At 71.1% G+C, this 23780-nt stretch carries 19 protein-coding genes; 5 read left to right on the top strand and 14 right to left on the bottom strand.

Annotation, left to right across the window (positions count from 1 at the left end):
• Positions 1-3 precede the first annotated feature (3 nt).
• Positions 4-303, top strand: a complete 300-nt coding sequence (locus tag BCF44_RS06845; RefSeq protein WP_116173276.1) for a hypothetical protein — start codon at positions 4-6, stop codon at positions 301-303.
• A gap of 111 nt (positions 304-414) precedes the next feature.
• Positions 415-1044 carry a hypothetical protein gene (locus BCF44_RS06840; RefSeq protein ID WP_116173275.1) on the top strand — a complete coding sequence of 210 codons (630 nt, stop codon included), beginning with the start codon at positions 415-417 and terminating at the stop codon, positions 1042-1044.
• Here the strand turns inward: BCF44_RS06840 and BCF44_RS06835 are convergent.
• Both BCF44_RS06835 and BCF44_RS06830 read right to left on the bottom strand, forming a co-directional pair.
• Complete coding sequence (locus BCF44_RS06835) at positions 1041-2648, bottom strand: AMP-binding protein (protein WP_116173274.1); 1608 nt, start codon at positions 2646-2648, stop codon at positions 1041-1043. The genes BCF44_RS06840 and BCF44_RS06835 overlap by 4 nt on opposite strands.
• Before the next feature lie 70 nt (positions 2649-2718).
• Positions 2719-6084 (bottom strand): S8 family serine peptidase, encoded by a 3366-nt coding sequence (locus BCF44_RS06830; RefSeq protein ID WP_170217374.1) that lies wholly within the window; start codon positions 6082-6084, stop codon positions 2719-2721.
• A gap of 324 nt (positions 6085-6408) precedes the next feature.
• Between BCF44_RS06830 and BCF44_RS06825 the strand changes: the two genes are divergently transcribed.
• Entirely contained in the window at positions 6409-8106 is a 1698-nt protein-coding gene (locus tag BCF44_RS06825) for a cytochrome c biogenesis protein DipZ (protein ID WP_116173272.1), read from the top strand.
• Here the strand turns inward: BCF44_RS06825 and BCF44_RS06820 are convergent.
• Genes BCF44_RS06820 through BCF44_RS06790 form a run of 7 tightly spaced genes read right to left on the bottom strand, consistent with a single transcriptional unit; the run spans position 8085 to position 17133 of the window.
• Positions 8085-9404 (bottom strand): rhamnulokinase, encoded by a 1320-nt coding sequence (locus tag BCF44_RS06820; RefSeq protein ID WP_116173271.1) that lies wholly within the window; start codon positions 9402-9404, stop codon positions 8085-8087. The genes BCF44_RS06825 and BCF44_RS06820 overlap by 22 nt on opposite strands.
• The gene (locus tag BCF44_RS06815) at positions 9401-11455 is read right to left on the bottom strand and encodes a bifunctional aldolase/short-chain dehydrogenase (protein WP_116173270.1); all 2055 of its coding nucleotides are present in this window, start codon (positions 11453-11455) and stop codon (positions 9401-9403) included. Before BCF44_RS06815 ends, BCF44_RS06820 begins: the two co-directional genes overlap by 4 nt.
• On the bottom strand, positions 11443-12615 hold the full coding sequence (gene rhaI, locus BCF44_RS06810) for an L-rhamnose isomerase (RefSeq protein WP_116173269.1): 1173 nt from the start codon (positions 12613-12615) through the stop codon (positions 11443-11445). The genes BCF44_RS06815 and rhaI overlap by 13 nt, the downstream gene beginning before the upstream one ends.
• Positions 12616-12618: 3 nt before the next feature.
• The gene (gene rhaS, locus BCF44_RS06805; protein WP_116173268.1) at positions 12619-13686 is read right to left on the bottom strand and encodes a rhamnose ABC transporter substrate-binding protein; all 1068 of its coding nucleotides are present in this window, start codon (positions 13684-13686) and stop codon (positions 12619-12621) included.
• Complete coding sequence (locus BCF44_RS06800) at positions 13683-14633, bottom strand: ABC transporter permease (RefSeq protein ID WP_116173267.1); 951 nt, start codon at positions 14631-14633, stop codon at positions 13683-13685. Before BCF44_RS06800 ends, rhaS begins: the two co-directional genes overlap by 4 nt.
• The gene (locus BCF44_RS06795) at positions 14630-15592 is read right to left on the bottom strand and encodes an ABC transporter permease (protein ID WP_116173580.1); all 963 of its coding nucleotides are present in this window, start codon (positions 15590-15592) and stop codon (positions 14630-14632) included. Before BCF44_RS06795 ends, BCF44_RS06800 begins: the two co-directional genes overlap by 4 nt.
• A 53-nt stretch (positions 15593-15645) precedes the next feature.
• The gene (locus BCF44_RS06790; protein WP_116173266.1) at positions 15646-17133 is read right to left on the bottom strand and encodes a sugar ABC transporter ATP-binding protein; all 1488 of its coding nucleotides are present in this window, start codon (positions 17131-17133) and stop codon (positions 15646-15648) included.
• Positions 17134-17266: 133 nt separating this feature from the next.
• Between BCF44_RS06790 and BCF44_RS06785 the strand changes: the two genes are divergently transcribed.
• A complete protein-coding gene (locus BCF44_RS06785; protein ID WP_116173265.1) occupies positions 17267-18283 on the top strand; it encodes a LacI family DNA-binding transcriptional regulator in 1017 nt (338 codons plus the stop codon).
• Here BCF44_RS06785 and BCF44_RS55350 read toward each other — a convergent pair.
• On the bottom strand, positions 18280-18435 hold the full coding sequence (locus BCF44_RS55350; protein WP_170217373.1) for a hypothetical protein: 156 nt from the start codon (positions 18433-18435) through the stop codon (positions 18280-18282). The two genes, BCF44_RS06785 and BCF44_RS55350, sit on opposite strands and share 4 nt — an antisense overlap.
• Positions 18436-18985: 550 nt before the next feature.
• Between BCF44_RS55350 and BCF44_RS06780 the strand changes: the two genes are divergently transcribed.
• Positions 18986-20602 carry a DUF885 domain-containing protein gene (locus BCF44_RS06780; protein ID WP_116173264.1) on the top strand — a complete coding sequence of 539 codons (1617 nt, stop codon included), beginning with the start codon at positions 18986-18988 and terminating at the stop codon, positions 20600-20602.
• Here BCF44_RS06780 and BCF44_RS06775 read toward each other — a convergent pair.
• The 4 genes from BCF44_RS06775 to BCF44_RS06760 form a co-directional block, all read right to left on the bottom strand.
• Positions 20588-21817: an RNA polymerase sigma factor gene (locus BCF44_RS06775; RefSeq protein WP_116173263.1), complete on the bottom strand. Its 1230-nt coding sequence runs from the start codon at positions 21815-21817 to the stop codon at positions 20588-20590. The two genes, BCF44_RS06780 and BCF44_RS06775, sit on opposite strands and share 15 nt — an antisense overlap.
• The gene (locus BCF44_RS06770) at positions 21814-22137 is read right to left on the bottom strand and encodes a YciI family protein (protein ID WP_116173262.1); all 324 of its coding nucleotides are present in this window, start codon (positions 22135-22137) and stop codon (positions 21814-21816) included. The genes BCF44_RS06775 and BCF44_RS06770 overlap by 4 nt, the downstream gene beginning before the upstream one ends.
• Before the next feature lie 31 nt (positions 22138-22168).
• Positions 22169-22780, bottom strand: a complete 612-nt coding sequence (locus BCF44_RS06765) for a dihydrofolate reductase family protein (RefSeq protein WP_116173261.1) — start codon at positions 22778-22780, stop codon at positions 22169-22171.
• Positions 22781-22988: 208 nt separating this feature from the next.
• Complete coding sequence (locus BCF44_RS06760; RefSeq protein ID WP_147328410.1) at positions 22989-23747, bottom strand: TetR/AcrR family transcriptional regulator; 759 nt, start codon at positions 23745-23747, stop codon at positions 22989-22991.
• Positions 23748-23780 lie beyond the last annotated feature (33 nt).

Here is a 23780-nt window from a genome sequence, read left to right as displayed (position 1 = left end):
GGCATGGACGGGCACCAGCCGCCGGGCCCCGAGGACCGCTTCGAGGACGACCTGATCGGGTTGGACCGCGACGATCCCGAGGCCAAGGCGTTCGCCGAGCACCTGGACCGGATGGAGCGGGTGCGCAACGGCTACACCGTGGAGGGCTATCTGGCCGGTGTCAACGACTTCGCGGAGTCGGCCAACCGGTCCAGCGGGCACCGCCGGCTGATGGTGAGCCTGGTCGTGCTGCTCATCCTGGCGGGTCTGGGTTTCGCCACCTGGAATCTACTCACGGTGGTCTTCGGCGTGATCATTCCCTGACCGGACACCGCCCGATCGGGCGGTGGTGTGTTCGAGGAGACACCGCCGCCGGGCGGCGGTGGGAGGATCATCTGCCCTCGGAGCGTCCGTCCAGGACGCGAGGGGGCGAAAGTGCAACGCCGCAAGGGCATCACCGGTCGCAAACGGCCGGCGTGGAGCCGCGGCCAGGCCGCGGCGTGGACTGCCGCCGCGTCAATCGCCGTGCTGGGCTACTTCGCCCTGGCCACCTGGTGCGTGCTCGGCGACGACCTGTTCGGCGGGCCACCGGTCCTGGTCGCCTGGATCGGCTCGATGGTGGCGATGGTGGCCGCCTGGTGGCTCGGCCGGTTCTGGGCGGCCTTCCCGCTCGTCCTGCTCGGCGGGGTGTTCCTCGGCATCGCCGGCCCGGCGTGGGTCAACGACGAGGTGCTGGCCACCGCGGGGCACACTATCGTCGCCACGGTCTCGAAAGTGACCGTGGAGAAGGACAAGAACGGCCCGGAGTACACGGTGTGGTTCACCGATCCCGACAGCCGGCCGGTCAGGCGCCCGCTGCTCACGCAGAATCCGCCGCACGCGTTCCACGTGAGCGATCACGTCCAGGTGATCGTCGATCCGCAGGCGCGTGTCCTCACAGAGGAACCCGCGTCCGTCGAGCGGAGCTGGCCGCTACCGGTGGCGGTCGGCGGCGCGCTGGTGCTGGTCGCCGGACTTGCCGTGGCGGCAAGCGGGAACCGCAAGGCAGTGTCCAAGGTGGACTAGAGCTCTCCGTCCAGGTACCGCCGCCGGATGGCGGCCCGGGTGGGACGGCCCGACCAGCCGGCGGGCATCCGGCCCGACTCGACGATCACCACGTCCCGGACGGGCACGGCGAACCGCTTGGACACCGCGGCCCGCACGGTGTCCACGACGGCGGTCAGGTCCACCTCGTCGGGCGGCACGTGCTGGGACCGCTCGGCGACGATGACGACCGCCTCGCCGAAGGACAACGCCACCACCCGGTCCGGGCGGACGGTGGGGTGCGCGGCGCGGGCGACCAGCTCCACCTCGTGCGGGTCGAGCCGCCGGCCGTCCACGGTGAGCAGGTCCTCCTGGCGTCCTAACACGAACAGCTCGCCCTCGTGCAGGAAGCCGAGGTCGCCGGTGCGCAGCCAGGACCGGCCGTCCAGCTCGACGAGCTCCTGGCGGACGGCCACGGCCGTGCCGGTCACCCAGATCTCGCCGACCATGCCGTCCGGCAGCGGCCAGCTGGCACCCGGATCGACCACGAGCACGGCGCCGTCCAGCGGCATGCCGCTGGACACCAGCGGGGTGGCGCGGCCGTCGGTGCGCGGAACGGCCTTGCCGGCGGCGAGCTGCTCGCGGTCGACGGTGAGCCGCCGCGGCGGCTCGCTCATCGACGTCATGGTGACGGGTCCGACGGTGCCGGTGGCGCCGTAGCAGGTGCGCAGGGCCTTGGGCTGGAGCCCGCACTGCCCGAACACGTCGACGGCCACCCGCACGGTGCTGGCGTTGATCGGCTCACCGCCGTCCAGCATGGTGCTGACCTGCGACAACCGCAGCCAGGAGCGGTCCTGCTCGGTGGTCCGCGACGCGCAGTAGGCCAGCGCGAAGTCGGGGGCGGCGGTGATCACGTCCTGCCCGGACGCCAGCGCCTGCAACCAGCGGCGCGGCTGCTCCAGCACGGACGACTGCTCCAGCAGCACGGCCCGCAGGCGGGCGGTCAGCGGCGCGGCTACGGCCAGCACGAAGCCGAGGTCGTGGCACAGGGGAAGCCAGCTCACGGTCACCGAGCGCCCGGTGACGGCCCGGAACGCGGTGACCGCGCGGGCGCCGGCGGCGGCGAGGTCGCCGTGGCTGAGCGGCGTCCCGACCGGGTCGGTGCCGGGGTCGACCGGGTACCGCAGCATCGCGACGTCGTCCGCGACGACCGGGTAGCGGTCGATGGCGTCGTCGGGCATGGCGTCCACGAGCACCACCGGCACGTCCACGAAGTCCTGCACGCGGGGCTTGGCGGCGGTGGTGGTGAGCACGGCGGTGGCCAGGCAGTCGGCCAGCACGGCGGTCACGTGCGAGGGATGGTCGTCCAGGTCGGCGAGGTCGAGCGGCACCGCGACCACCCCGGCCCACAGCGCGGCCAGCATGGCCACGACGTCGTCGACGCCCTGCGGCGCGAGCACCACCACCCGGGTGCCCGGACCGGTCACGCGCCGCAGCGCGGCGGCGGTCGAGGCGACCCGGCGGTGCAGCGTTCCCCAGGTCGCGGTGACCGACAGCCCGTCGAGGCTGGTGCTGTGGTCGACGTAGGTGACGGCCGCGTCGTCGGTGTTGTCGGCGGCCCAGGTGGCTAGTCGGTCGGTCAGCACGGTTCCTCCAGATGCGAGGGGACCCCGTCAGACATCCAGTGTCCGACGGGGTCCCCGAACCGCAACAGGCTTAACCGATCGTGTAGCTGTACGGCACGCCGGCGAGCTCGTCGCCGCTGAGCAGCACACCGTTGAAGTTGTCCACGTACAGCACGCCGCTCACCGTCGTGCCCTTCGCCCCGGTCGGGGTGATGGTCACGGTGATGGTCGCCGTCTGGCCGGGGGCCAACGTCGTCGGGGTGAAGTTCGGCGCGCCTGCGTCCACGCCGAGCCGCCACAGGTCACCGGTGTCGCTGGTGGCCGAGGTGTCGAACGCCTGGGCGTGCACCTGCGCGGCCAGCGTGGCCGAGCCGGTGACCGTCGCGTTGGTCGGGCCGACGACGGTCGCCACCGCGAGCCACTGGCCCTGGGTGATCTCCGACGCGGCCGTGCTGCCGGTCGCCGAGGTGCCGCGCGGCTGGCCGTAGACCTCGGGCACGCCGCTGAACGCGGAGGCGTCGAAGTCGGCCGTCACGGTGGCGTTCTGCTGGATGGTCAGCGACCGGGCCTCGGTCGGCACCAGCCACTCGGTGCCCGTCGCCGTCGCCGGCTGCGGGAACTGCTGCGCGGCCGAGGTCGGCGGGATCACCAGCAGCGCCTGGTCGGTCTCGGTGGTCAGGCGCGGGTCGGCGAAGATCGCTTCCGGCGCGACGCCGTTGTTGTGCACCTTGACCTTGACCTTGATCGGCTTGCCGGCCGGGACCGTGCCGCTGGGCAGCCCGGTGACCGTCGCGTCGACCACGTTGTACTTCAGGTGCCCGGTGAACTGCTGGGACAGCGCCGTGCCGCTGACGCCCTGGCTGACGTTGATCACCAGCTCCCAGCGGCCCTTCTCCGGCGCGCGGACGTAGGACTGCATCGACTTGGTCAGCACCGTGCCGCCTCCGCCCGGCTGCTGGTTGGTCGACAGCGACAGGATCTGGCCGCTGGGCGACTTCAGCGCGGCGTACACCGTCTGGTTGGGGTCGCCGCCGAGGCTGACGTCCAGGCCGAAGTCCTTCTTGCCGGCCGGCACGTCGAACCAGTACGTCTGGGTCTGCGCCGGCGCGAAGTCGCGGCCGTTGCCGCCGACGATCGTGCCGCTGAACGCGCCGCCCGAGTCGGGCGTGATCAGGCTGCGCAGCGTGAACGGCACCGAGGAGACCGCCCCGAGCGGGGTGTCCAGCTCGACCGCGGCCGACAGGTCGCCCGGCGTGCCGGGCGTCTTGGCGGTGACCTGGAAGGTGCCGGACTGACCCGGCTTCAGGGTCAGCGTCGACGGGCTGACCGAGCCGAAGTTGGTGTACTTCGTGCTGGTGAACTCGTAGGCGATGTTGCCCTTGAAGCCGTTCGCGGCCTGCGTCGCGTAGAACACCGCGGTCCAGGCGCCCGGGGCCGGGTTCTTCACGTCGACCCGGCCGTGGTCGGACTTGCTGCTGCTGTTCTGCGGCCGCGAGTCGGACTGGTAGACGCCGTTCGGGTCGATCAGCGCCATGCGGATCGTCTGGGACTGCGCCGGGGTGCCCGGCCACGCCAGGTCGCCCTGGAGGTGGTCGGCGCCGAAGGGCACCTGGAAGGTGGTCTTCGCGTACGCCCGCGTCGCGCTCGTGCCGTCGATGAAGATCGGCGTCTGCGGCGAGTTGACGTCCAGCGCGATGCTGCTGGTGGTGTCGGCCAGCGTCTTGCCCAGGACCCGGCCGTGCGCGGACACGGTCTGGGTGTTCGGGCTGGTGTTGGTGATCGTCAGCGGCTTGGTGACGTTGGTGCCGGGCTTGGCCGCCGCGGTCAGCTGGGTGTCGCCGCCGCCGGTGGTGGCCAGCAGGCCCGCGCCCTGCGCCTTCGGCTTGCCGTTGCCGTCCTGGATGGACTCGGCGGTCCGCACGGCGGCGTAGGTGTTGAGCTCGCCCGCGCCCTGCTCGTCGGCCGGCTGGCCGAGGTCGGTGGCGGTGCTGGTGAGGATCTGCTTGACCAGCTGCGGGCTCGGCTTGGCGCCGTGGTGGGTGTTCTTGTACGCCTCGATGACGAGCGCGGCGCCGCCGGCGATGAACGGCGAGGCCTCGCTGGTGCCGCCGAAGGTGCGGATGTTGGACGGGCGGCCCTGCTCGTCGGTGCAGCCGGCGAAGCGCTTGTCGGCGCTGCACACCGACCAGCCGGACTCACCGGGGGCGACCAGGTCGGGCACCCGGCCGAGGTCGTCGACGCCGCCGGAGGACAGCGAGGACATGTTGTCGTTCGCCCAGGTCTTGGCGAAGGTGCGGGCGCCCCGCTCGCCGGTCTGCGCGTACAGCCGGTAGTTGGTGACCGAGCCCGCGGAGATCACGTGCGGGTCGACGGCCGGGGTGCCGATGGTGCCGCTCGGGCCGGCGTCGCCGGTGGAGGCGACGACCGTGACGCCCGCGGCGACCGCGGCGTCGTTGGCCAGCGCGACCGGGTCCACGCCGTCGGCCGGGAACGGGTTGCCGCCCAGCGACTCGTTGATCACGTCGACGTTGTCGGTGTTCACCGCGTAGTCGATGGCCTGGAGGATGATCGAGTTGGTGACCAGCTCGGCGCTGCCGAACACGTTGAGGCCGACCAGGCTGGCGCCCGGCGCGATGCCCCGCACGGTGACGGTGCAGCCCTTGGGCAGCGGGTGCGCGGCGGCCACGACGTTGGACAGGTCGTAGGTCACGCGGCCCTGCGCGGCGATGGAGCTGGCGTCGCCGAAGGCTTCCTCACCCGACTGCGGCCCGTTCGGGTCGGTGCCGGAGAAGTCCTGGTAGTCGGTGAAGACGTGGCTGCCGTCGGCGCGGATGAAGTCGGGGTTGTTCGGGTCCAGGCCGTCCGCGATCCACGCGACCGACACGCCCTTGCCGTCCACGATGTTCTGCGCCTGCGGCAGCGTGGGGTTGGTGTAGGCGGTGTGCGTGGTCTGGAGCGCCTCGGGCTCCAGGATCGGCTTGGCCGGGTCGGTCGGGCAGGCGCCCGCCGCGAGCGGCTGGTCCGGCGGCGGCGTGGCCTTGATCGCCGCCTTCTGGGTGGCGTCCAGCGGCTTGACGGCGCGGGCGCGGTCGGGCACGACCGCGGCGACGTCGGGGTTGGCGGCGAGCTTGCTCGCCTCGGCGTCGGTGACCTTGGCCGAGAAGCCGTTGAGCACGTCGAACGCCTTGACGTTCTGCGCGCCGACCTGCTTGGCCTGGGTGACCAGCGGGGCCTGCTCCTTGCCGACGGTCTGCTGGCGCTGGCCGCGCTGGGCCTTGGGCGATAATTCGGGGTGCTGGTTCTTCAGCACCACGATCACCGGCTGCTTGCTTCCCTGGGCCAGCGCCGCGTCGGCGGCGGCCGCGCCGGCGGCCATCGCGTTCGGGCCGGTGGCGGCGAGCACGCCGGTCACCGTGGCCACGACGAGCACCAGTCTTCGGCGTTGTTGGCGGAACATCCGCGCACACCTCACTCCGGGCGAATCCACATCGGACCGCGGGAGCCTATGTGGCGATCCGCACGCGAAGTACGGCAGAAAGGAGGGCATTTTCGGACGAATACGCGTTATCGGGCAGAACGCCGTTGTAACTGTTAACAGCAATGTGCTATTGCGCCCGAACGGCGACTGGCGCCCGCCGCGAAAATGGCGTAGAAGCGGTCCCGATCGTCATGATCACGATACGAAACCGGCCAAGCGCGTACCGTAGCACAGCCCTTGCGCCGGCCGCCGTAAGAGATCGGTAACCGCGGCGGTGTGTGTTCGGGCACTAGCATTGCACGCATGGTCACGTTGGTCGTCGTGGGATTCCTGGCCGGGGTGATCACGAGCCTTTCCCCGTGTGTGCTGCCGGTGCTGCCGGTCGTGCTCACCTCCGGCGGCCCCCAGCGCCGCAAATGGCGGCCGTACCTGGTGATCGCCGGCCTCGTGCTCAGTTTCGCGCTGTCCACGCTGTTCGGCTCGCTGGTGCTGACCGCGCTGGGGCTGCCGCAGACCCTGTTGCGCGACGCCGGGATAGCGGTACTGGTGCTGATCGGCGTGGCCCTGATCTGGCCGCGGTTCGGCGATCTGCTGGAACGGCCGTTCGCGCGGCTGGGCAACCGCCCGGTGAATCCCAACGGCAACGGAATCGTGCTCGGTCTCGGACTCGGACTGCTATTCGTGCCGTGTGCCGGTCCGGTGCTGGCGACCATCGCGGTGATCGGCGCCAATCACACGTTCAGCGTCGACGGGCTGGCGCTGACCGCCGCATTCGCCGTCGGCGCGGGCGTGCCGCTGCTCGTTCTCGCGGTCGCCGGCGATGCCATCACCCGCCGTGTCGGCGCCATTCGCAGCCGGGCCCGCGGATTCCGTACCGTCAGCGGCGCGGTGATGCTGGTGGTCGCGGTGGCGATCGCGTTCAACCTCACCGACGGATTGCAGACGGCGGTGCCCGGATACACGAGTGCGTTGCAGCAGTCGGTGGAGGGCAATTCCGAGGCGCAGGGCCAGCTGCACAAACTCACCACTCCGGGCGCCGGCTCGGGCGGCACGGACAACGCCACCGTTCCCGGCGTGAACTGCCAGCCCGGCGGGACGACGCTCCAGGACTGCGGCAAGGCGCCGGACCTGACCGGCATCACGTCGTGGCTCAACTCCTCGCCGCTGACGCTGGCCGGGCTGCACGGCAAGGTGACGCTGATCGACTTCTGGACGTACAGCTGCATCAACTGCCAGCGGACGCTGCCACACGTGGAGTCGTGGTACTCCGCATACCACCGGGCGGGGCTGGAGATCATCGGCGTGCACACGCCGGAGTTCGCCTTCGAGCACGACACCGGCAACATCAAGGCGCAGGCCGCGGCGCTGGGGGTCAAGTACCCGATCGCCGTGGACAACAACTACGCGACGTGGAACGCGTTCGGGAACCAGTACTGGCCGGCCGAGTACCTCGTCGATGCCACCGGCCACGTCCGGCACGTGAACTTCGGCGAGGGCGACTACTCCGGCACCGAGCAGCTGATCCGGCAGCTGCTGACCTCCGCATCGTCCACTGTGGACCTGCCGGCGGCGACCGAGGTCGCCGACACGACCCCGTCCGAGCAGCAGACACCGGAGACGTACCTGGGGTCGCAGTACGCGCCGCTGCACGTGAGCGGCGGGACGCCGAGCGGGGGTTCGACACAGATGTTCCAGTTCCCGCCGGCGCTGCAACCGGACACGTTCGCGCTGGCCGGGGCGTGGAAGGCCGCCGACGCCGAGTCGCTGACGTCCGGGCCCGGTGCGCAGCTGGAACTCAGCTACCAGGCCAAGTACGTGTACCTCGTGCTCGGCGGCTCGGGCACGGTGACGGTCCAGGTGGACGGCAGGACCACCCAGACCATCGCCGTCTCCGGCGTGCCGAAGCTCTACACCCTCGTGAACAACGGCCCGTACCAGCGCTCGACCATGACGCTGTCGTTGACGCCGGGCATCGACGCCTACGACTTCACCTTCGGCTGACCAGGCTCGTACCGGTGGATCTCCTGGGTGGCGGCGACGAGGCGGCGGGGATCGGTGACGCCGGCCTGCACCAGCACGTTTCCCAGGGCGGTGGCCTCGACGGGGCCAGCGAGCACCGGCAGGCCGCACGCGTCGGCGGTGAGCTGGCAGAGCAGGGCGTTCCGCGAACCGCCGCCGACGATGTGCACGACGTCGATCTCCTTGCCGGACAGGCGTTGCGCGTCCAACAGGGTGTCGCGGTAGGCGGCGGCGAGGCTGTCGAGGATGCAGCGGATGATCTCCGCCGGCTGTTCCGGCACGGGCTGCCCGGTCTGCCGACAGGCGGTGGTGATCCGGGCGGGCATGTCGCCGGGCGGCAGGAACTCCGGCGCGTTCACGTCGATGACCGCACGGCGCGGCAGAGAACCGGCGGCCTGGAGCAATGGATTTCGGTCCAGGCCCCAGATCCGCAGGCACTCCTCCAGCAGCCACAGACCCATGACATTGCGCAGATACCGGATGGTGCCGCCGATGCCGGCCTCGTTGGTGAAGTTGGCGGCGAGGCTGTCGGCGGTCAGCACCGGCCGGTCCAGCTCCACGCCGACCAACGACCAGGTGCCGCAGGAGATGTAGGCGAAGCGATCGGTGGTGGCCGGCACGGCGTAGACCGCAGAGGCGGTGTCGTGCGAGCCGACGGCGACGACGTTGCCGCCGATGACCGAGCCCGGCTGGCGGATCGGCGGGAACAGGCCGACGGGAACCCCCAGCCGGGACATGAGATCCGTGGCCCACTGTCCGGTGTGGACGTCGAGCAGTTGGGTGGTGGAGGCGTTGGTGTGCTCGGCCCCGATCTCGCCGGTCAGCCAGTACGCGACGAGATCCGGGATCAGCAGCAGAGTGGATGCCTTCTGCGCCAACGGATCGGCCATGAGCTGGTACAAGGTGTTGATGGGCAGAAGCTGGATGCCGGTGATGCCGTACAGCTCGGCGGCGGGCACCCGCACCCGGTCCACCATGCCGTCGGTGCGGGAATCCCGATAGCACACCGGGTCGGCGAGCAGTTCACCGTGAGCGTCCAGCAGCCCGTAGTCGACGGCCCACGAGTCGATGCCGATGCTGCGAACGTCCAGGCCCCGCAAGCCATCCACCACGGATCGCCGCAGCAGCGCCGCGTCCCACCGCAACGCCCCGTCCCGAACCGTCGGCCGGTAGGAGAACCGGGACACCTCCCGCAGCGAGAGGCCGTCGGCCTCGACGCGTCCGAGCATCACCCGCCCGCTGGACGCGCCGAGATCGACGGCCGCGAAATCCCCTGTCATCGCAGGAAGGCCGCGGCGACACCGGCGTCGACCGGCACGTGCAGGCCGGTCGTCCGGGACAGCTCGCCGCCGACCAGCACGAAGATCGCGGCGGCGACGTGCTCGGGCAGCACCTCCTCCTTCAACAGGGTCCGCTGCGCGTAGTACTCGCCGAGCTTCTCCTCCGGCACCCCGTACACCGCCGCCCGCTGCGCGCCCCAACCCGACGAGAAGATCCCGGAACCCCGCACCACCGCGTCGGGATTGACGCCGTTGACGCGGATCCCGTGCGCGGACAACTCGGCGGCGAGCAGCCGGACCTGGTGCGCCTGATCGGCCTTCGCCGACCCGTAGGCGACGTTGTTCGGCCCGGCGAACACGGCGTTCTTGCTGACCACGTAGACGATGTCGCCGCCGATGCCCTGCGCGATCATCGTTCGGGCGGCCGCCCTCGACACGAGGAAAGACCCCCGCGCCATCACGCCGTGCTGACGGTCCCAGTCCTCGTCGGTGGTGTCCACCAGCGGCTTCGAGATCGACAGGCCGGCGTTGTTCACCACGAGGTCGATGCCGCCGAACGCCAGGCAGGCGGCGGAGATCGCCGCCTCGACGGCCCAGGACGACGAGACGTCGACCTGCAACGCCACCGCCGCGTCGCCGATCTCCTTGGCCACCGACTCCGCCGCGGCGAGATCCCGGTCCGCGACGGCGACGCACGCGCCCTCGGCGGCCAGCCGCAGGGCGGTCGCGCGGCCGATGCCGGACCCGCCGCCGGTCACGAACGCCACCCGCGAGGACAGCGGCTTCGGCTTGGGGCGCCGGCGCAGCTTGGCCTCCTCCAGCTCCCAGTACTCGATCCGGAACTTCTCGCTCTCCGGGATCGGCGCGTACCGGGACACCGACTCGGCCCCGCGCATCACATTGATCGCGTTGACGTAGAACTCCCCGGCCACGCGGGCGGTCTGCTCGTCCGCGCCGAAGGAGAACATTCCGATGCCCGGCACCAGCACGATCGCCGGATCCGCCCCGCGCATGGCCGGCGAGTCCGCCGACGCGTGGCGCCCGTAGTAGGCCCGGTAGTCCTCGCGGTAGTCGTGGTGCAGCACCCGCAGCCGCTCCACCACGTCCTCGAACGCGGCGTCCGCCGCGGTGTCCAGGATCAGCGGCCGGACCTTGGTGCGCAGGAAGTGATCCGGGCACGAGGTGCCCAGCGCGGCCAGCGCCGGCGCCTTCGTCCCGGCCAGGAACTCCAGCACCTCGGGGGAATCCGTGAAGTGCCCGACCTGACGGTGATCGGTCGACACCAGCCCGCGGATCACCGGCGCCAGCGCCGCCGCCCGCTCCCGGCGGGCGTCCGGCGCCAGCGCCTGCCACGCCGGCACGACCGGCCCGAACGGCTCCGCCGAGCCTCGGGCGTCCAGGAACTCCTGCGCCCGGCGGATGATCTCCAGCGAGTTGGCCTGGCACTCCTGCGGCGTCGCGCCCCACGCGGTGATGCCGTGTCCGCCGAGGATCACGCCGATCGCCGCCGGATTGGCCCGCTTGATCTCGGCGATGTCCAGCCCCAGCTGGAAACCCGGCCGCCGCCAGTCCACCCACGCCACCCGGTCGCCGAAGCACTCCCGGGTCAGCGCCGGCCCGTCCGCCGCCGTCGCCAGCGCGATGCCGGCGTCCGGGTGCAGGTGGTCGACGTGCGCGGCGTCGACCAGGCCGTGCATGGCGGTGTCGATCGACGGCGCGGCCCCGCCCTTGCCGTGCAGGCAGAAGTCGAAGGCGGCGACCATCTCGTCCTCGCGGTCCACGCCCGGATACACGTCCACCATGGCCCGCAACCGGTCCAGCCGCAGCACGGCCAGCCCGGCCTCGGTCAGCGTGCCGAGATCGCCGCCGGATCCCTTGACCCACATCAGTTCCACGTCGCCGCCGGTGACCGGGTCGCGGTCCACCGCCTTGCACGACGCGTTGCCGCCGGCGTAGTTGGTGTTGCGCCGGTCCGCGCCGATCGCGTGCGCGCGGTCGAGCAGCGCCGATATCTGGTGTTGAGCTGCGACTTCCGGGTTCACGCGCCCCATCCCATCGCCGAGCCGCCGACCCGCTCGGCCTCGATCTTCTGCTGGTAGCCGGACCGGCGGTAGGCCCCGATCGGGTCCGGGTCGAGCCCGTCCTCGGCCCGCAGCTCCGCGAGCAGCGGCCGGACGTCGGTGTTGTAGGCGTCCATCAGCGCCGCGTTCGCGCCGAGCACGTCACCTTCCGCCTGCGCCTTGGCCAGCGCCTCGCGGTCCACCAGCAGCGCCTTGGCGGTGGCCTCCTGCACATTGAGCACCGACCGGATCATCGCCGGCACCTTCGGCTCGATGTTGTGGCACTGGTCCAGCATGAACGCCACGTTCGCCTCGGGGGCCAGGGCGCCCGCGGCGGCGATCTCGTGCATGATGCGGAACAGCTGGAACGGGTCGGCCGCGCCCACCATCAGGTCGTCGTCGGCGTAGAACCGGCTGTTGAAGTGGAAGCCGCCGAGCTTGCCGGCCCGCAGCAGCAGCGCCACGATGAACTCGATGTTGGTGCCGGGCGCGTGGTGGCCGGTGTCCACGAGCACCTGCGCCTTGGGGCCCAGGTTCACGCAGTGCGCGAACGAGGTGCCCCAGTCCGGCAGGTCCATGGTGTAGAAGCTGGGCTCGAACAGCTTGTACTCCACCAGCATCCGCATCCCGTCGGGCAGCTGACCGTACACTTCGGACAGCGCCTCGGCCAGCCGGTCCTGCCGGGCCCGGATCGAGTCCTGGCCGGGATAGTTGGTGCCGTCGGCGAACCACAGCGACAGGATGGTCGACCCCGTCTGCACCCCGATCTCCACGCACTCCAGCAGGTGGTCGGTCGCCTTGCGGCGGATCGTGGGATCGGGGTTGCAGACGCTGCCGAGCCGGTAGTCGTCCTCCTGGAACACGTTGGGGTTGATGGCTCCGAGGGTGATGCCGTGGTCGGCGGCGAAGCGGGCCAGCGCCGGATAGTCGTCGACCCGGTCCCACGGGATGTGCAGCGCGATGCTCGGGGCGACCCCGGTCAGCTCGTGCACCTTCGCCGCGTCGGCGATCTTCTCCTGCGGCGTCCGCGGCACGCCGGCCTGCGCGTACACCTTGAATCTGGTGCCGGAGTTGCCGTAGGCCCACGACGGCGTCTCGATCCGGTGCCCGCGCAGCTGCGCCTTCACGCCTTCCACGGCAGCTCTCCCCATGTGTCAGAAGTTGTACTTGTCGACGTTGTCCTTGGTGAAGGTCACCGGGTCGCCGAGCACCACCTCGCCGTTGGCGCCGATGGTGTACTCGCCGAGCTCGCCGGCCTTGAACTTCTCGCCCTGCTTGCCGGTGATCTGCCCGGAGGCCAGCGCCACCGCCGCGTACGTGGCGAGCTCGCCCAGCTGGGCCGGGTCCCACAGCTCGACCGAGCCGACCGTGCCGTCCTGGAGGAACTTGCGCATCTGGTTGGGCGTGCCCAGGCCGGTCAGCGCGACCTTTCCCTTGTACGAGGAGGAGTCCAGGTAGCGCGCGGCCGCCGCGACGCCGACCGTGGTCGGCGAGATGATGCCCTTGAGGTTGGGATGCGCCTGCAACAGGCCCTGCGTCTTCTGGAACGAGGTCTGGTCGTCGTCGTTGCCGTAGGCGATCTCGTCCAGCTTGAGGTTGGCGTACTGCGGCTTGGCCAGCTCCTGCTTCATGATGGCGATCCAGGCGTTCTGGTTGGTGGCGTTCGCCGTCGCCGACAGGATGGCGATCTCGCCGGCGCCGCCGATCGCGTCGGAGATCAGCTTCACCTGGCTCTGCGCGATCGACTGCGCGGTGGCCTGGTTGATGAACACGTCCCGGGAGTCGGCGGCGGCGTCCGAGTCGAAGGTCACCACCTTCATGCCCTGCTGCCGCGCGGACTTCAGCGCCGGCGCGACCGCGTTGCTGTCGTTGGCCGCCAGCAGCAGGATGTTCTGGCCCTGCTGCGAGGCCGTGTTGATGTAGGTGACCTGCGAGGACGCGTCGGCGTCGGACGGGCCGGTGGCCTTGAACTGCTCGCCCAGCGCCTGCGCCGCCTTCTGCGCCCCGCCCTGCGCCACCGTGAAGTACGGGTTGTTGACCTGCTTGGGCAGGAAGGTGATCTTCAGGTCCTTGGCGCTGGTCGCGTTCGGGTTGGCGGTGGTCTGCGTCTGGCCGCCGCCGGTGTCGCCGCCGGAGTTGTTCTTCGTGGTGCCACCGCAGGCAGTCAGCGCCGGGGCCGCCAGCAGCAGGGCGGCCGAGAGCACGATGACCGTTCGTTTCATGAGGTGCCTCTCGTCAGACGCTTGGTCACGGCCGGCGCGAGCACGCTGGCCAGTAGCAGGATTCCGGTCACCAGGGTGAGCACCTCCGTCGAGGTGTCGCCCAGGATCAGCGCGGTGCGCAGGCCGCCGAGCACCAGCACGGCGAGGATGACGCCGAAGATCGTGCCGCGGCCGCCGAAGATGGACACGCCGCCGAGCAGCACGGCCGCCACGACGGCCAGCTCCAGGCCGGTGCCGTTGTCGGCGCGGGCGCTGACGAACCGCAGGGTGTAGACGACGCCGGCGAGCGAGGAGACCGCGCCGGTCAGCGTGAACAGGATGAGCTTGGTCCGCTTGACCCGGATCCCGGAGAACCGGGCCGCTTCCTCGTTGGCGCCGATGGCGAACACCGCGCGCCCGAACGCCGTCGCGTGCAGCAGCAACCCGAAGACCACCGCCAGCAGCACGAAAAGCACCATGGGGTAAGGGATCCAGGTGCCGGGTATGGGCGCGGTGCCGAACTGCGTGTAGCTGTAGGGGAAGTCGGCCACGGCCTGGTCGCCGAGCACGACCAGCGCCAGACCCCGGTACAGCGCGAGCGTGCCGATGGTGACCGCGAGCGACGGCAGGCCCAGCTTCGTCACCAGAAAACCGTTGAAGGCCCCGCACAACGCCCCGACGACGAGCACGAACGGCAGGATCGCCTCCAGCGGCCACCCCGCGTTCCACAGCGTGCCGATCAGCGCGCTGGACAGGCCCAGCACCGACGCCACCGACAGGTCGATCTCCGCCGCCACGATCACCAGCGTCAGCGGCAGCGCGATGAGGGCGATCTCACCGACGTCCAGACCGAGGTGGAACAGGCTGTTGCCGGTGAGGAACAGGCCGCCGGTGGCGGCCGAGCCGATCACCGCGATCAGCACCAGCAGCACGAACAGGGCGCTTTCCCAGCGCAACAGGCGTTTCATGCGCTCACTCCCCTCGACTGCCGGCGCAGCGCCGCGGCCTGCCGCAGCGCGACGGCCCGGTCCAGGGCGATCGCCGCGAGCAGCAGCGCGCCGGTGATCGCCTGCTGCCAGAACGCCGTGATGTGCAGGACTTCCAGCGCGCTGCCGATCGTCGTCAGCAGCAACGCGCCGAGCGCCGCACCCACGACGGTCCCGCTGCCGCCGAAGATCGCCACGCCGCCGACCACGACCGCCGACACCACCTGGAGTTCCAGGCCCGTGCCGGCGGTGGCGTCGACCGTGCCGTACCGGGCGGCCCACAGCACGCCGGCGAGGCCGGCGACCGCGCCGGACACCAGGAACGCCGTGAACACGCGGCGCCCCACCGGAATTCCGACCAGCACCGCCGCCTCCGGGTTGGATCCGATCGCGTACAGCTCGCGGCCGCTGCGGTAGCTGCTCAGGTGCAGCGCGGCGACGGCCAGCACGATCACCGTGATGATCACGAGGTACGGGACGCCGAGCACGCCGGCGCTGCCCAGCGCCAGGAAGCCGTCCGGCAGGTTGGCGGCGTTGATCTGCCGGCCCTGCGCCCAGGCGTAGTCGAGGCCGCGGATCACGTACAGCGTGCCGAGGGTGACCACCAGGCTCGGCACCTTGCCGGCCGCCACCAGCGCGCCGTTGAGCAGCCCGCACAGCGCGCCGACCCCGATGCCGACGACGATCGCCAGCGCCGGGTCGACCGAGAACGTGTCGCCGGTGAGGAAGGCGGAGAACCCGAGCACCGAGCCCACCGACAGGTCCACGTTCCGGGTGATCACCACCATCGTCTGGCCGACGGTCAGCAGCGCCACCAGGCAGGCGTTCAGCAGCAGGTCGCGGATGCCCTGCCCGCTCAGGAAGAGCGGGTTCACCAGCGCCGTCACGCCGACGACGACCGCCAGCGCGATCAGGATGCCCAGTTCTCGGACGGCGGTCATGCCGCCGCCGGCCCGGCGGCGGCGCTCGGGCAGGGCCAGGTCCTGGGTGCCGCTCATGCGACCGCCACCCCCGTCGCCGCCAGCACGATGCGTTCCTCGTCGGCCTCGGCCCGGGCGAGCTCGGCGACCGTCCGCCCCTCGCGCACGACCAGCACCCGGTCGGCCATGCCGAGCACCTCCGGCAGCTCGGACGAGATCATCAGGATCGCCACGCCCTGCGCCGCCAGCTCGGACAGCAGCCGGTGCACCTCGGCCTTGGTGCCGACGTCGATGCCCCGCGTCGGCTCGTCCACGATCAGCACCGCCGGCCGGCGGGACAGCCACTTGGCCAGCACGACCTTCTGCTGGTTGCCGCCGGACAGCACGGCGACCGGGTCGGTCAGGTGGGCGAACTTGAGCTGAAGCTTGACCGCCCAGTCGCGGGCCAGCGACCGCTCGTCCCGGCTGCGGACGAAACCGAGGCGGGACAACCGGTTCAGCGAGGCCAGGGCGGCGTTGCGCTCGATCGACGCGTCCAGCACCAGGCCCTGCTGCCGGCGGTCCTCCGGCACGAACCCGATGCCGGCGCTCATCGCCGCCCCCGGTGAGCCGGCGCGGATCCGCTTGCCCCGCACCAGAACCTGGCCGCCGTCGGGCTTGTCGACGCCGAACACCGCGCGGGCGATCTCGCTGCGGCCGGCCCCGACCAGCCCGGCCAGTGCCAGGATCTCCCCGGCCTTCACGTCGAAGGAGACGTCGGTGAACACGCCCTCGCGGGTCAGCCGCCGCACCGACAGCACGGTCTCCCCCGCAGCGACCTCCTGCTTGGGGAACAGGGCGTCCAGGTCGCGGCCGACCATCAGCCGCACCACGCTGTCCGGCGTCTGCTCGTGCAGCGGCCCCGACCAGACGAAGCCGCCGTCGCGCAGCACGGTCGCCTCCTGGCACAGCTCGAAGACCTCGTCGATGCGGTGCGACACGAACAGCACCGCCGCGCCGTGCTCCCGCAGCGCGCCGACCACGCCGAACAGCCGCCGCACCTCGGTGCCGGACAGCGCCGCCGTCGGCTCGTCCATGATGATCACGCGGGCGTCCGAGCCGAGCGCCTTGGCGATCTCCACCAGCTGCTGGTCGGCGATGGACAGGCCGCGCGCGGGGCGTCTCGGGTCGATGTCCACGCCCAGCCGGGCGAACAGCTCCTCGGCCTGCTCACGCATGGCGGCGACGTCGATCATGCCGCCGCGGCGGGTCGGGTGCCGGCCCATCGCCACGTTCTCGGCCACGGACAGGTCCCCGAACAGGGTCGGTTCCTGGTAGATCACGGCCACGCCGGCGGCCTTGGCGTCGGCCGGCGAGGCGAAGCGGGCCGGCGCGCCGTCGAGCAGCAGTTGCCCGGAGTCGGGCCGGTGCACGCCGGCCAGCACCTTGATCAGCGTCGACTTGCCGGCGCCGTTCTCCCCGAGCAGCGCGTGCGCCCGACCGGCGGTCAACGTCAGCGAGACCTCGCGCAGCGCCCGCACGGCGCCGAAGGACTTGCTGACCTCCGCCAGGGCGATGACCACGGGCGCCTCCCGTTAAATCGTTTCAATTCGCGTCGCTCAGAGCATGCCCGCAACACCCAATTGTGTCAAGTATCACAAGGTTGAGCGGGGGCTATGCTCCGTTGAAACGATTTGAGGCGGTTGGGGAGGACGAGTGTCGTCAGCCGTGAGCATCAAGGACGTCGCGGCGCTGGCCGGCGTGTCCATCGGCACCGTGTCCAATGTGCTCAACCGGCCGGACGTGGTGGCCGACGAGACCCGGCGCAAGGTGCTGGCCGCCATCGAGGAACTCGGCTTCGTGCGCAACGAGTCCGCGCGCCAGCTGCGCACCGGCACCGCCCGGGCGATCGGCCTGGTCGTGCCGGACGTGTCCAACCCGTTCTTCACCGATGTCGCCCGGGGCGCCGAGGACGCCGCCAGCGACGCCGGGCACATGGTGATCCTCTGCAACAGCGACGAGTCCGAGCAGCGCCAGGACCGGCACCTGCAACTGCTCGCCGAGCAGCGCGTGCACGGGGTGCTGATCACACCGGTCGACGCCGCGCCGGAGCCGGTGCGCCGGCTGCGCGACCGAGGCGTGTCCGTGGTCCTGTTGGACCGGCACGCCGACGTCGCGGACGCCTGCTCGGTGTCGGTGGACCACCGGATCGGCGGGACACTCGCCATCAACCACCTGCTGGCCGAGGGGCACCGTGAGCTGGCGATGGTCACGGGTCCGCTGTCGATCGCCCAGTGCCGGCAGCGCCTGGACGGGGCGCGCGACGCGCTCGTGGCGGCCGGGCGCGACCCCGACGGGCTGCGGGTGGTCGAGGTGGCGGCGATGAACGTGGCCTCCGGCCGCAATGCCGGAGAGCGGGTGCTCGCCGGGACGCGCAGGCCGGACGCGCTGTTCTGCGCCAACGACCTGCTCGCGCTCGGCGTGCTCCAGGTGATGGTTCGCGCGGGTGTGCGCGTGCCCGGAGAACTCGCCATCGTCGGGTACGACGACATCGATTTCGCGGCGGCTGCCGCAGTGCCCCTCACCTCGGTGCGGCAGCCGAGCCGGTCACTCGGCCGACGCGCCGCCGAACTCGTTCTGGGAGAAACGAATTCGCCGCGGGAGCACGTCCATCATCACGTGGTCTTCCCCCCGGAGCTGGTGGTCCGGGAGTCCAGCAGGCGGTTCCGCTAGTCGAAGCCGCGCATGATCAGCGGCTCGTAGCCGTCCTCGCGGTCCGCGTCCCAGACCAGGCTCTGCTGCGGGGTCTGCGGGCCGTCGCCCTCGTCCTCGCCCCAGTTCCAGCTCCAGGTGCGCGGGCTGTCGTCGATGTCCAGTCGTCCCATGGTTCTCTCACTCCCCAGGTCTCATGACCGTTGGTTTCCTTCGGGTCTCCACTTCGCTGTGGTCAATATCACTGTGCCGCAGAGCAACCTTGGACTCAACCAAGTTTAGGGATCTTATGTCGGGTTTATAGGGGTCCTCTAGTAGGTTAGGCACACCTAACCTACTTTGGGGTGACAGATCCGCCGCGGCGCCGGATCTTGGTGTATCGGACCGACCGGATCCGTCGACGGGGATATCGAATCCGCAGGTCACAGGGTTACATGGCGGTCGTGCGGCCGGGCACGTGCACATGGCCGGACGTACGTCTGGGACACTCGGTTAGTCGCCGCAGATGCAGGGCGGAGAATCCAACCTTGGACCGATCCAGGCGTCGCCCGGACGGGCCGCGAGTAGGGGTGGCCGCGGCGATCGGGGTGTCCCGCCGGCCCCACCCGGAGATCAGGCGAGCCCGGTAGGGTCGCCGTCGGGGGAACCGAGGTATATCAGCATAACGCCAGTCCTGAGCGCCGTCGCGGCTCCCCCGCTGGCAGCAAGTGACGGGGGGATTCGATGTCACCGCTGGCCGAGCTGGCCGACGAGCTCTTCGACCTGGTGCTGGCGCGGTTCCCGATCGGGGCCAGCTTCGCCGGCGTGCCCGGCCACGACGACCGGCTCACCGACTACAGCCGACCGGCCGAGGAGGCGTTCGCCGCCTCGGTCGCGGGGCTCGCGGCGCGGGCCGCCGCCGTGCCGGACGAGGACCTGTCGACCACGGACCGAATCACCAAGCGGACCATCGCCCACGAGGCGGCGGTGCTGGCGGGACAGATCGAGGGCCGCTGGATCGAGTTCACCGTCTCCGACTACCTGCTGACGCCGGTGGCCGGCCTGCTGTCGGCCCTGCACGACGTGCCGCTGAACGACGACCTGCCCAAGCGGCTGGCCGCCCTGCCGGAGTTCCTGGCGACAGTCGCGCAGCGGCAGCGGGACGGCCTGGCCGCCGGGCTCACACCGCTGACGCACCTCGTACAGGCCGCGATCGCCAACCTCGACGTCCGTCTGGCCACCGTGGACACTTTCGTCCGCTCGGAGGCGTGCCGGCCGGTCGTGACCTCGCTTGTCGCACCGGCGATCGCCGAGTACCGGGACTTCCTGGCGACGGAGGTCCTGCCGCATGGACGGGACACCGAGCACGCCGGCTTGTGTTGGCTGCCCGGCGGCTCTGAGCGGTACGCGACGGCGGTACGCGCCCACACCACGACCTCGCTGACGCCGGACGAGCTGCATCAGATGGGTCTGGACGTGCTCGCCGACCTCGCCCATGACTACGTCGAGCTCGGTCGACGGGTGTTCGGCACCGACGAGCTGCCGGAGATCTTCCGGCGGCTGCGGGACGATCCGGCACTGCGGTGGTCCAACGCCGAAGAGATGATCGCCGCCGCGACGGCGACCGTGCGCCGTGCCGAGCGCGCTGCTCCCGACTGGTTCCACCAGGTGCCGTCGACCGTGTGCGACGTGCGGGCCTTTCCCCCGTCGACATCCACGCTGCCCGGCGCCTACCGACACGGGTCCCTGGACGGTTCCCGCCCCGGCACGTTCCACGTGAACACCGACCGGCCCGCCGAGACGCCCCGCCACCAGATCGAGGCCCTCGCCTTCCACGAGGCCGTGCCCGGACACCACTTCGAGGTCACCGGCGCCGAGACGCGCACCGACCTGCCCCTGTTGCGGCGCACCGCGTCCGTGAGCGCGTACCGGGAGGGCTGGGGGCTGTACTCGGAGCGTCTCGCCGACGAGATGGGCCTCTACACCGACGATCTCGCCCGGCTGGGCATGCTCATGATGGACTCCACCCGCGCCGGCCGGCTCGTCGTCGACACGGGCCTGCACGCTCAGGGTTGGTCACGCCAGCGGGGCATCGACTACCTGCTGGCCAACACTCCCATGGCGCCGCACCACGTCGAGTCCGAAGTGGACCGTTACCTGGCCGTCCCCGGGCAGGCGCTGGCGTACATGGTGGGGCGATTGGAGATCCAGCGCCTGCGGCGCAAGGCGGAGGCCGCGCTGGGCGATCGCTTCGACGTCAGGGACTTCCACGCGGTGGTGTTGAGCGAGGGCGCGGTGCCGCTTTCCGTACTGGACGAGCTGATCACGGAGTGGATCGACCGCGTCTCAGGGCGCGCCTAGCTGGTCGCGGCGGCGGGTGAGGTAGGCCGTCTCGGCGGAGTTGCCGGCCAGGTCGATGGCCTTGTCGTAGGCCGCGCGTGACTCCCGGCCGCGGCCGAGCCGGCGCAACAGATCGGCGCGGGTGGCGTGGTAGGCGTGATAGCCGGCCAACCGTTCCTCGAGACGGTCGACAACCGCCAGCGCCACCTCCGGGCCGTCGATCTCGGCGACGGCGATGGCCCGGTTGAGGGCGATGACCGGTGAGGAGTCGAGACGTACGAGCTGGTCGTACAGGGCGAGGACCTGCGACCAGTCGGTGTCGCGCACGTCGCGGGCGGAGGTGTGCACGGCGTTGATCGCCGCGAGGATCTGGTAGCGCCCCGGGGCCACGCCGGCGGCGAGGCGCTCGCGCACCAGCCGGTGTCCCTCGGCGATCAGCGCCGCGTCCCAGGCCCCACGGTCCTGCTCGCCGAGAGCGACCAGTTCGCCGCCGGTCGAGACCCGGGCGGGGCGGCGGGCCTCGATGAGCAGCATCAACGCGAGCAGGCCGGCGACCTCGCCGTCGTCCGGCAGGAGGGCGCGGATGAGGCGGGTGAGCCGGATCGCCTCGGCCGTCAGGTCGTTGCGGATGGGGTCGGTGTCGGGGCCGGTGGCCAGGTAGCCCTCGTTGAACACGAGGAACAGCACCGTGAGGACGCCGGCGACGCGGGCCGGGAGATCCTCGGCGGACGGCAGCCGATACGGGATGCGAGCCGCCTTGATCTTGGCCTTGGCGCGGGTGATCCGCTGCCCGATGGCACTGTCGGCGACCAGGAAGGCACGGGCGATCTCGGGCACGGTCAGGCCGCCGACCATGCGCAGCGTCAGCGCCAGGCGGGCCTCCACCGCCAGCGCCGGGTGGCAGCAGGTGAAGATCAGCCGGAGCCGGTCGTCGTCGATGGCGCCGAGGGGCTCGGGCGGGTCGTCGTCGTGCACCATCCGAGCCTCCTCGTGCTTGTCGTCGCGCTTGTTCTCGCGGCGGATGCGGTCGATGGCCTTGCGGTTGGCGGTGGTGGTCAGCCAGGCGCCGGGGTTGGGCGGCACGCCGTCGGCCGGCCACCGCTCGACGGCCGTCGCGAACGCCTCGGCAGCCGCCTCCTCGGCGATGTCGAGGTCGCCGAAGCGTCGGGTCAGGGCGGCGACGATCCGGGCCCACTCCTCGCGGTGGGCCCGGGAGACGGCGTCGGTCGCGTTCACAGAAACGGCCGCACCTCGATCTTCCGGTCGCACACCTTCGACGCCTCGGTGGCGAGCTTGAGCGCCACGTCCAGATCGGGGGCCTCCCACACCCAGACGCCGGCGAGGTACTCCTTGGACTCCACGAAGGGCCCGTCGGTGATCATCGCGTGCTCGCCTCGGTTGTCGACGACCGTGGCCGTGTCGGTGCCGGCGAGTCCGCCCGCGAAGACCCAGTAGCCTTCGGCGATCAGCCGTTCGTTGAACGCGCTGATGGCGGGCTGCCGGTCCGTGCTGCCGGGATTGCTCTTGTCGTCGATCACGGAAACCAGGTACCGCATCTGAGGATCCTCTCCTGTGGTGTCGGGGACGTCAGGCCGTCCAGTACTTGGGGCGTCCGGTCGGCCGGAAGACCTGGGTCGCCACGCCCTTCGAGTCCACTCGCGACTCGATCAGGTCGAACGCGAGATCCGGGCCGGCGTCCGGGAACAGCCGCGCGCCCTGGCCGACGACCACCGGGACGACGATCAGGGTCATCTCGTCGACCAGGTCGTGCGCCAGCAGCCAGCGGATCAGGGTGCCGCTGCCGTGTACCTGCACCTCGCCGCCCGGCTTGGCCTTCAGCTCGGTGACGGCGGCCGCGAGGTCACCCTGAAGGACGGTCGTGTCCGTCCACCGCGGCGTCGTGAGCGTGGTCGAGGCGACGTACTTGGGGGCGTCGTTCAGGGCCACGCCGATGGGATGGGCCTGCATCTCGTCGTTCGAACCCCAGGAGCCGGCGAACAAGTCGTAGGTGCGGCGGCCGAACAGGAACGCGTCGGCGCGCTGGTAGGTCTCCGTGATGAACGCCCTGGTGTCGTCGTCACCCGCGCCCCGGGCCCATCCGCCGCGCTCGAATCCGCTCCGGCGGTCCTCGTCGGACGTGCCGCCGTTGCCCTGCGTCACGCCGTCGAGGGTGATCTGGGTCATGGTCGTCAGCTTCATGATCGCGGTTCCTCAGCCTCGGCGCCGCCTCGTGCGGGCGGCCTCACCCCTGCTACGAACGCCACCGCACCGATCCGACACCCCCGCCGACATTTCCTCGAAGATCTTTTTCGAGGGTCTGCCTGAGACCTACATTCGGTGTGACAGTGCTTGTGCCGCGCGTTCCGCGCGGGGCGAGGTCGCTTCCAAGCCGGCCTCTTCCCTTGTCTCAGCTCGATCGATGAACAGACTCGATCGAGCTGAGCCCGCGGTCCAGAGGCCGGCGCGACCTCGCGCGCGACTCGCGGGCGGCCAGGGCTTCGACGCCGGCGATGATCAGATCGATGGCGGCCTGGAAGCGCTGCTCGCCGTCAGCGGCGCCGAGCAGGGGGCCCATGGCCAGCAGCGCCGGGAAGCGGTCGGCCGGCAGGGCCGCCATGTACTGCGACAGCTGCTGGGTGCGTTCCAGGACCTGGGCCTCGGTGAACTCGCCGCTGCGCATGGCGTTGGCCTCCACGGCGTAGGCCGTGCAGTAGAGGCTGAGCACGTCGAAGGCGACGGCGACGAGCGGGTCGGGCAGCCCCGAGGCGCGCAGCGGGCCGAGCATCGCTTCGGCCTGGTCGAGGGCTGCCTCGCCGGTCGGCACGATCGCGGCCAGTGCGACGCGGGCGATGCCGTTGTGGGCGACCAGCGCGTCGACCGTCCGCCGGCAGAGCTCGCGGAGCTGGTCGGCCCAGCGGTCCGGGTCCGGTTCCTCGCGCTGCACCTGGGACAGCACGCGTTCGAGCAGCAGCTCCTGGAGCTCCTCCTTGTTGCTGACGTGCGCGTACAGCGAGGCCGCGCCGGTGCCGAGCTCGGTGGCGATGCGCCGCATGCTCAGGGCGTCCATGCCCTCCCGGTCGAGGATCTCCAGCGCGGTCTCGACGATCAGCTCGCGGCTGAGCTGCTGGCGCACGGGCTTTCGCCACGGTGGTTCCGGAAGCGGCACGTCCACACTCTAGTTGACACGAACACCGTTCGC

This window comes from Kutzneria buriramensis, assembly GCF_003387475.1.
In the GTDB taxonomy this organism is placed as follows: domain Bacteria; phylum Actinomycetota; class Actinomycetes; order Mycobacteriales; family Pseudonocardiaceae; genus Kutzneria; species Kutzneria buriramensis.
This window is presented reverse-complemented; position numbering and strand designations above follow the sequence as displayed.

Coding starts and splice junctions, on each gene's coding strand:
- BCF44_RS06845 (WP_116173276.1), top strand. CDS start 4: ATGGACGGGCACCAGCCGCCGGGCCCCGAGGACCGCTTCGAGGACGAC.
- BCF44_RS06830 (WP_170217374.1), bottom strand. CDS start 6,084: ATGTTCCGCCAACAACGCCGAAGACTGGTGCTCGTCGTGGCCACGGTG.
- BCF44_RS06825 (WP_116173272.1), top strand. CDS start 6,409: ATGGTCACGTTGGTCGTCGTGGGATTCCTGGCCGGGGTGATCACGAGC.
- BCF44_RS06820 (WP_116173271.1), bottom strand. CDS start 9,404: ATGACAGGGGATTTCGCGGCCGTCGATCTCGGCGCGTCCAGCGGGCGG.
- BCF44_RS06815 (WP_116173270.1), bottom strand. CDS start 11,455: ATGGGGCGCGTGAACCCGGAAGTCGCAGCTCAACACCAGATATCGGCG.
- rhaI (WP_116173269.1), bottom strand. CDS start 12,615: ATGGGGAGAGCTGCCGTGGAAGGCGTGAAGGCGCAGCTGCGCGGGCAC.
- rhaS (WP_116173268.1), bottom strand. CDS start 13,686: ATGAAACGAACGGTCATCGTGCTCTCGGCCGCCCTGCTGCTGGCGGCC.
- BCF44_RS06800 (WP_116173267.1), bottom strand. CDS start 14,633: ATGAAACGCCTGTTGCGCTGGGAAAGCGCCCTGTTCGTGCTGCTGGTG.
- BCF44_RS06795 (WP_116173580.1), bottom strand. CDS start 15,592: ATGACCGCCGTCCGAGAACTGGGCATCCTGATCGCGCTGGCGGTCGTC.
- BCF44_RS55350 (WP_170217373.1), bottom strand. CDS start 18,435: ATGGGACGACTGGACATCGACGACAGCCCGCGCACCTGGAGCTGGAAC.
- BCF44_RS06780 (WP_116173264.1), top strand. CDS start 18,986: ATGTCACCGCTGGCCGAGCTGGCCGACGAGCTCTTCGACCTGGTGCTG.
- BCF44_RS06770 (WP_116173262.1), bottom strand. CDS start 22,137: ATGCGGTACCTGGTTTCCGTGATCGACGACAAGAGCAATCCCGGCAGC.
- BCF44_RS06765 (WP_116173261.1), bottom strand. CDS start 22,780: ATGAAGCTGACGACCATGACCCAGATCACCCTCGACGGCGTGACGCAG.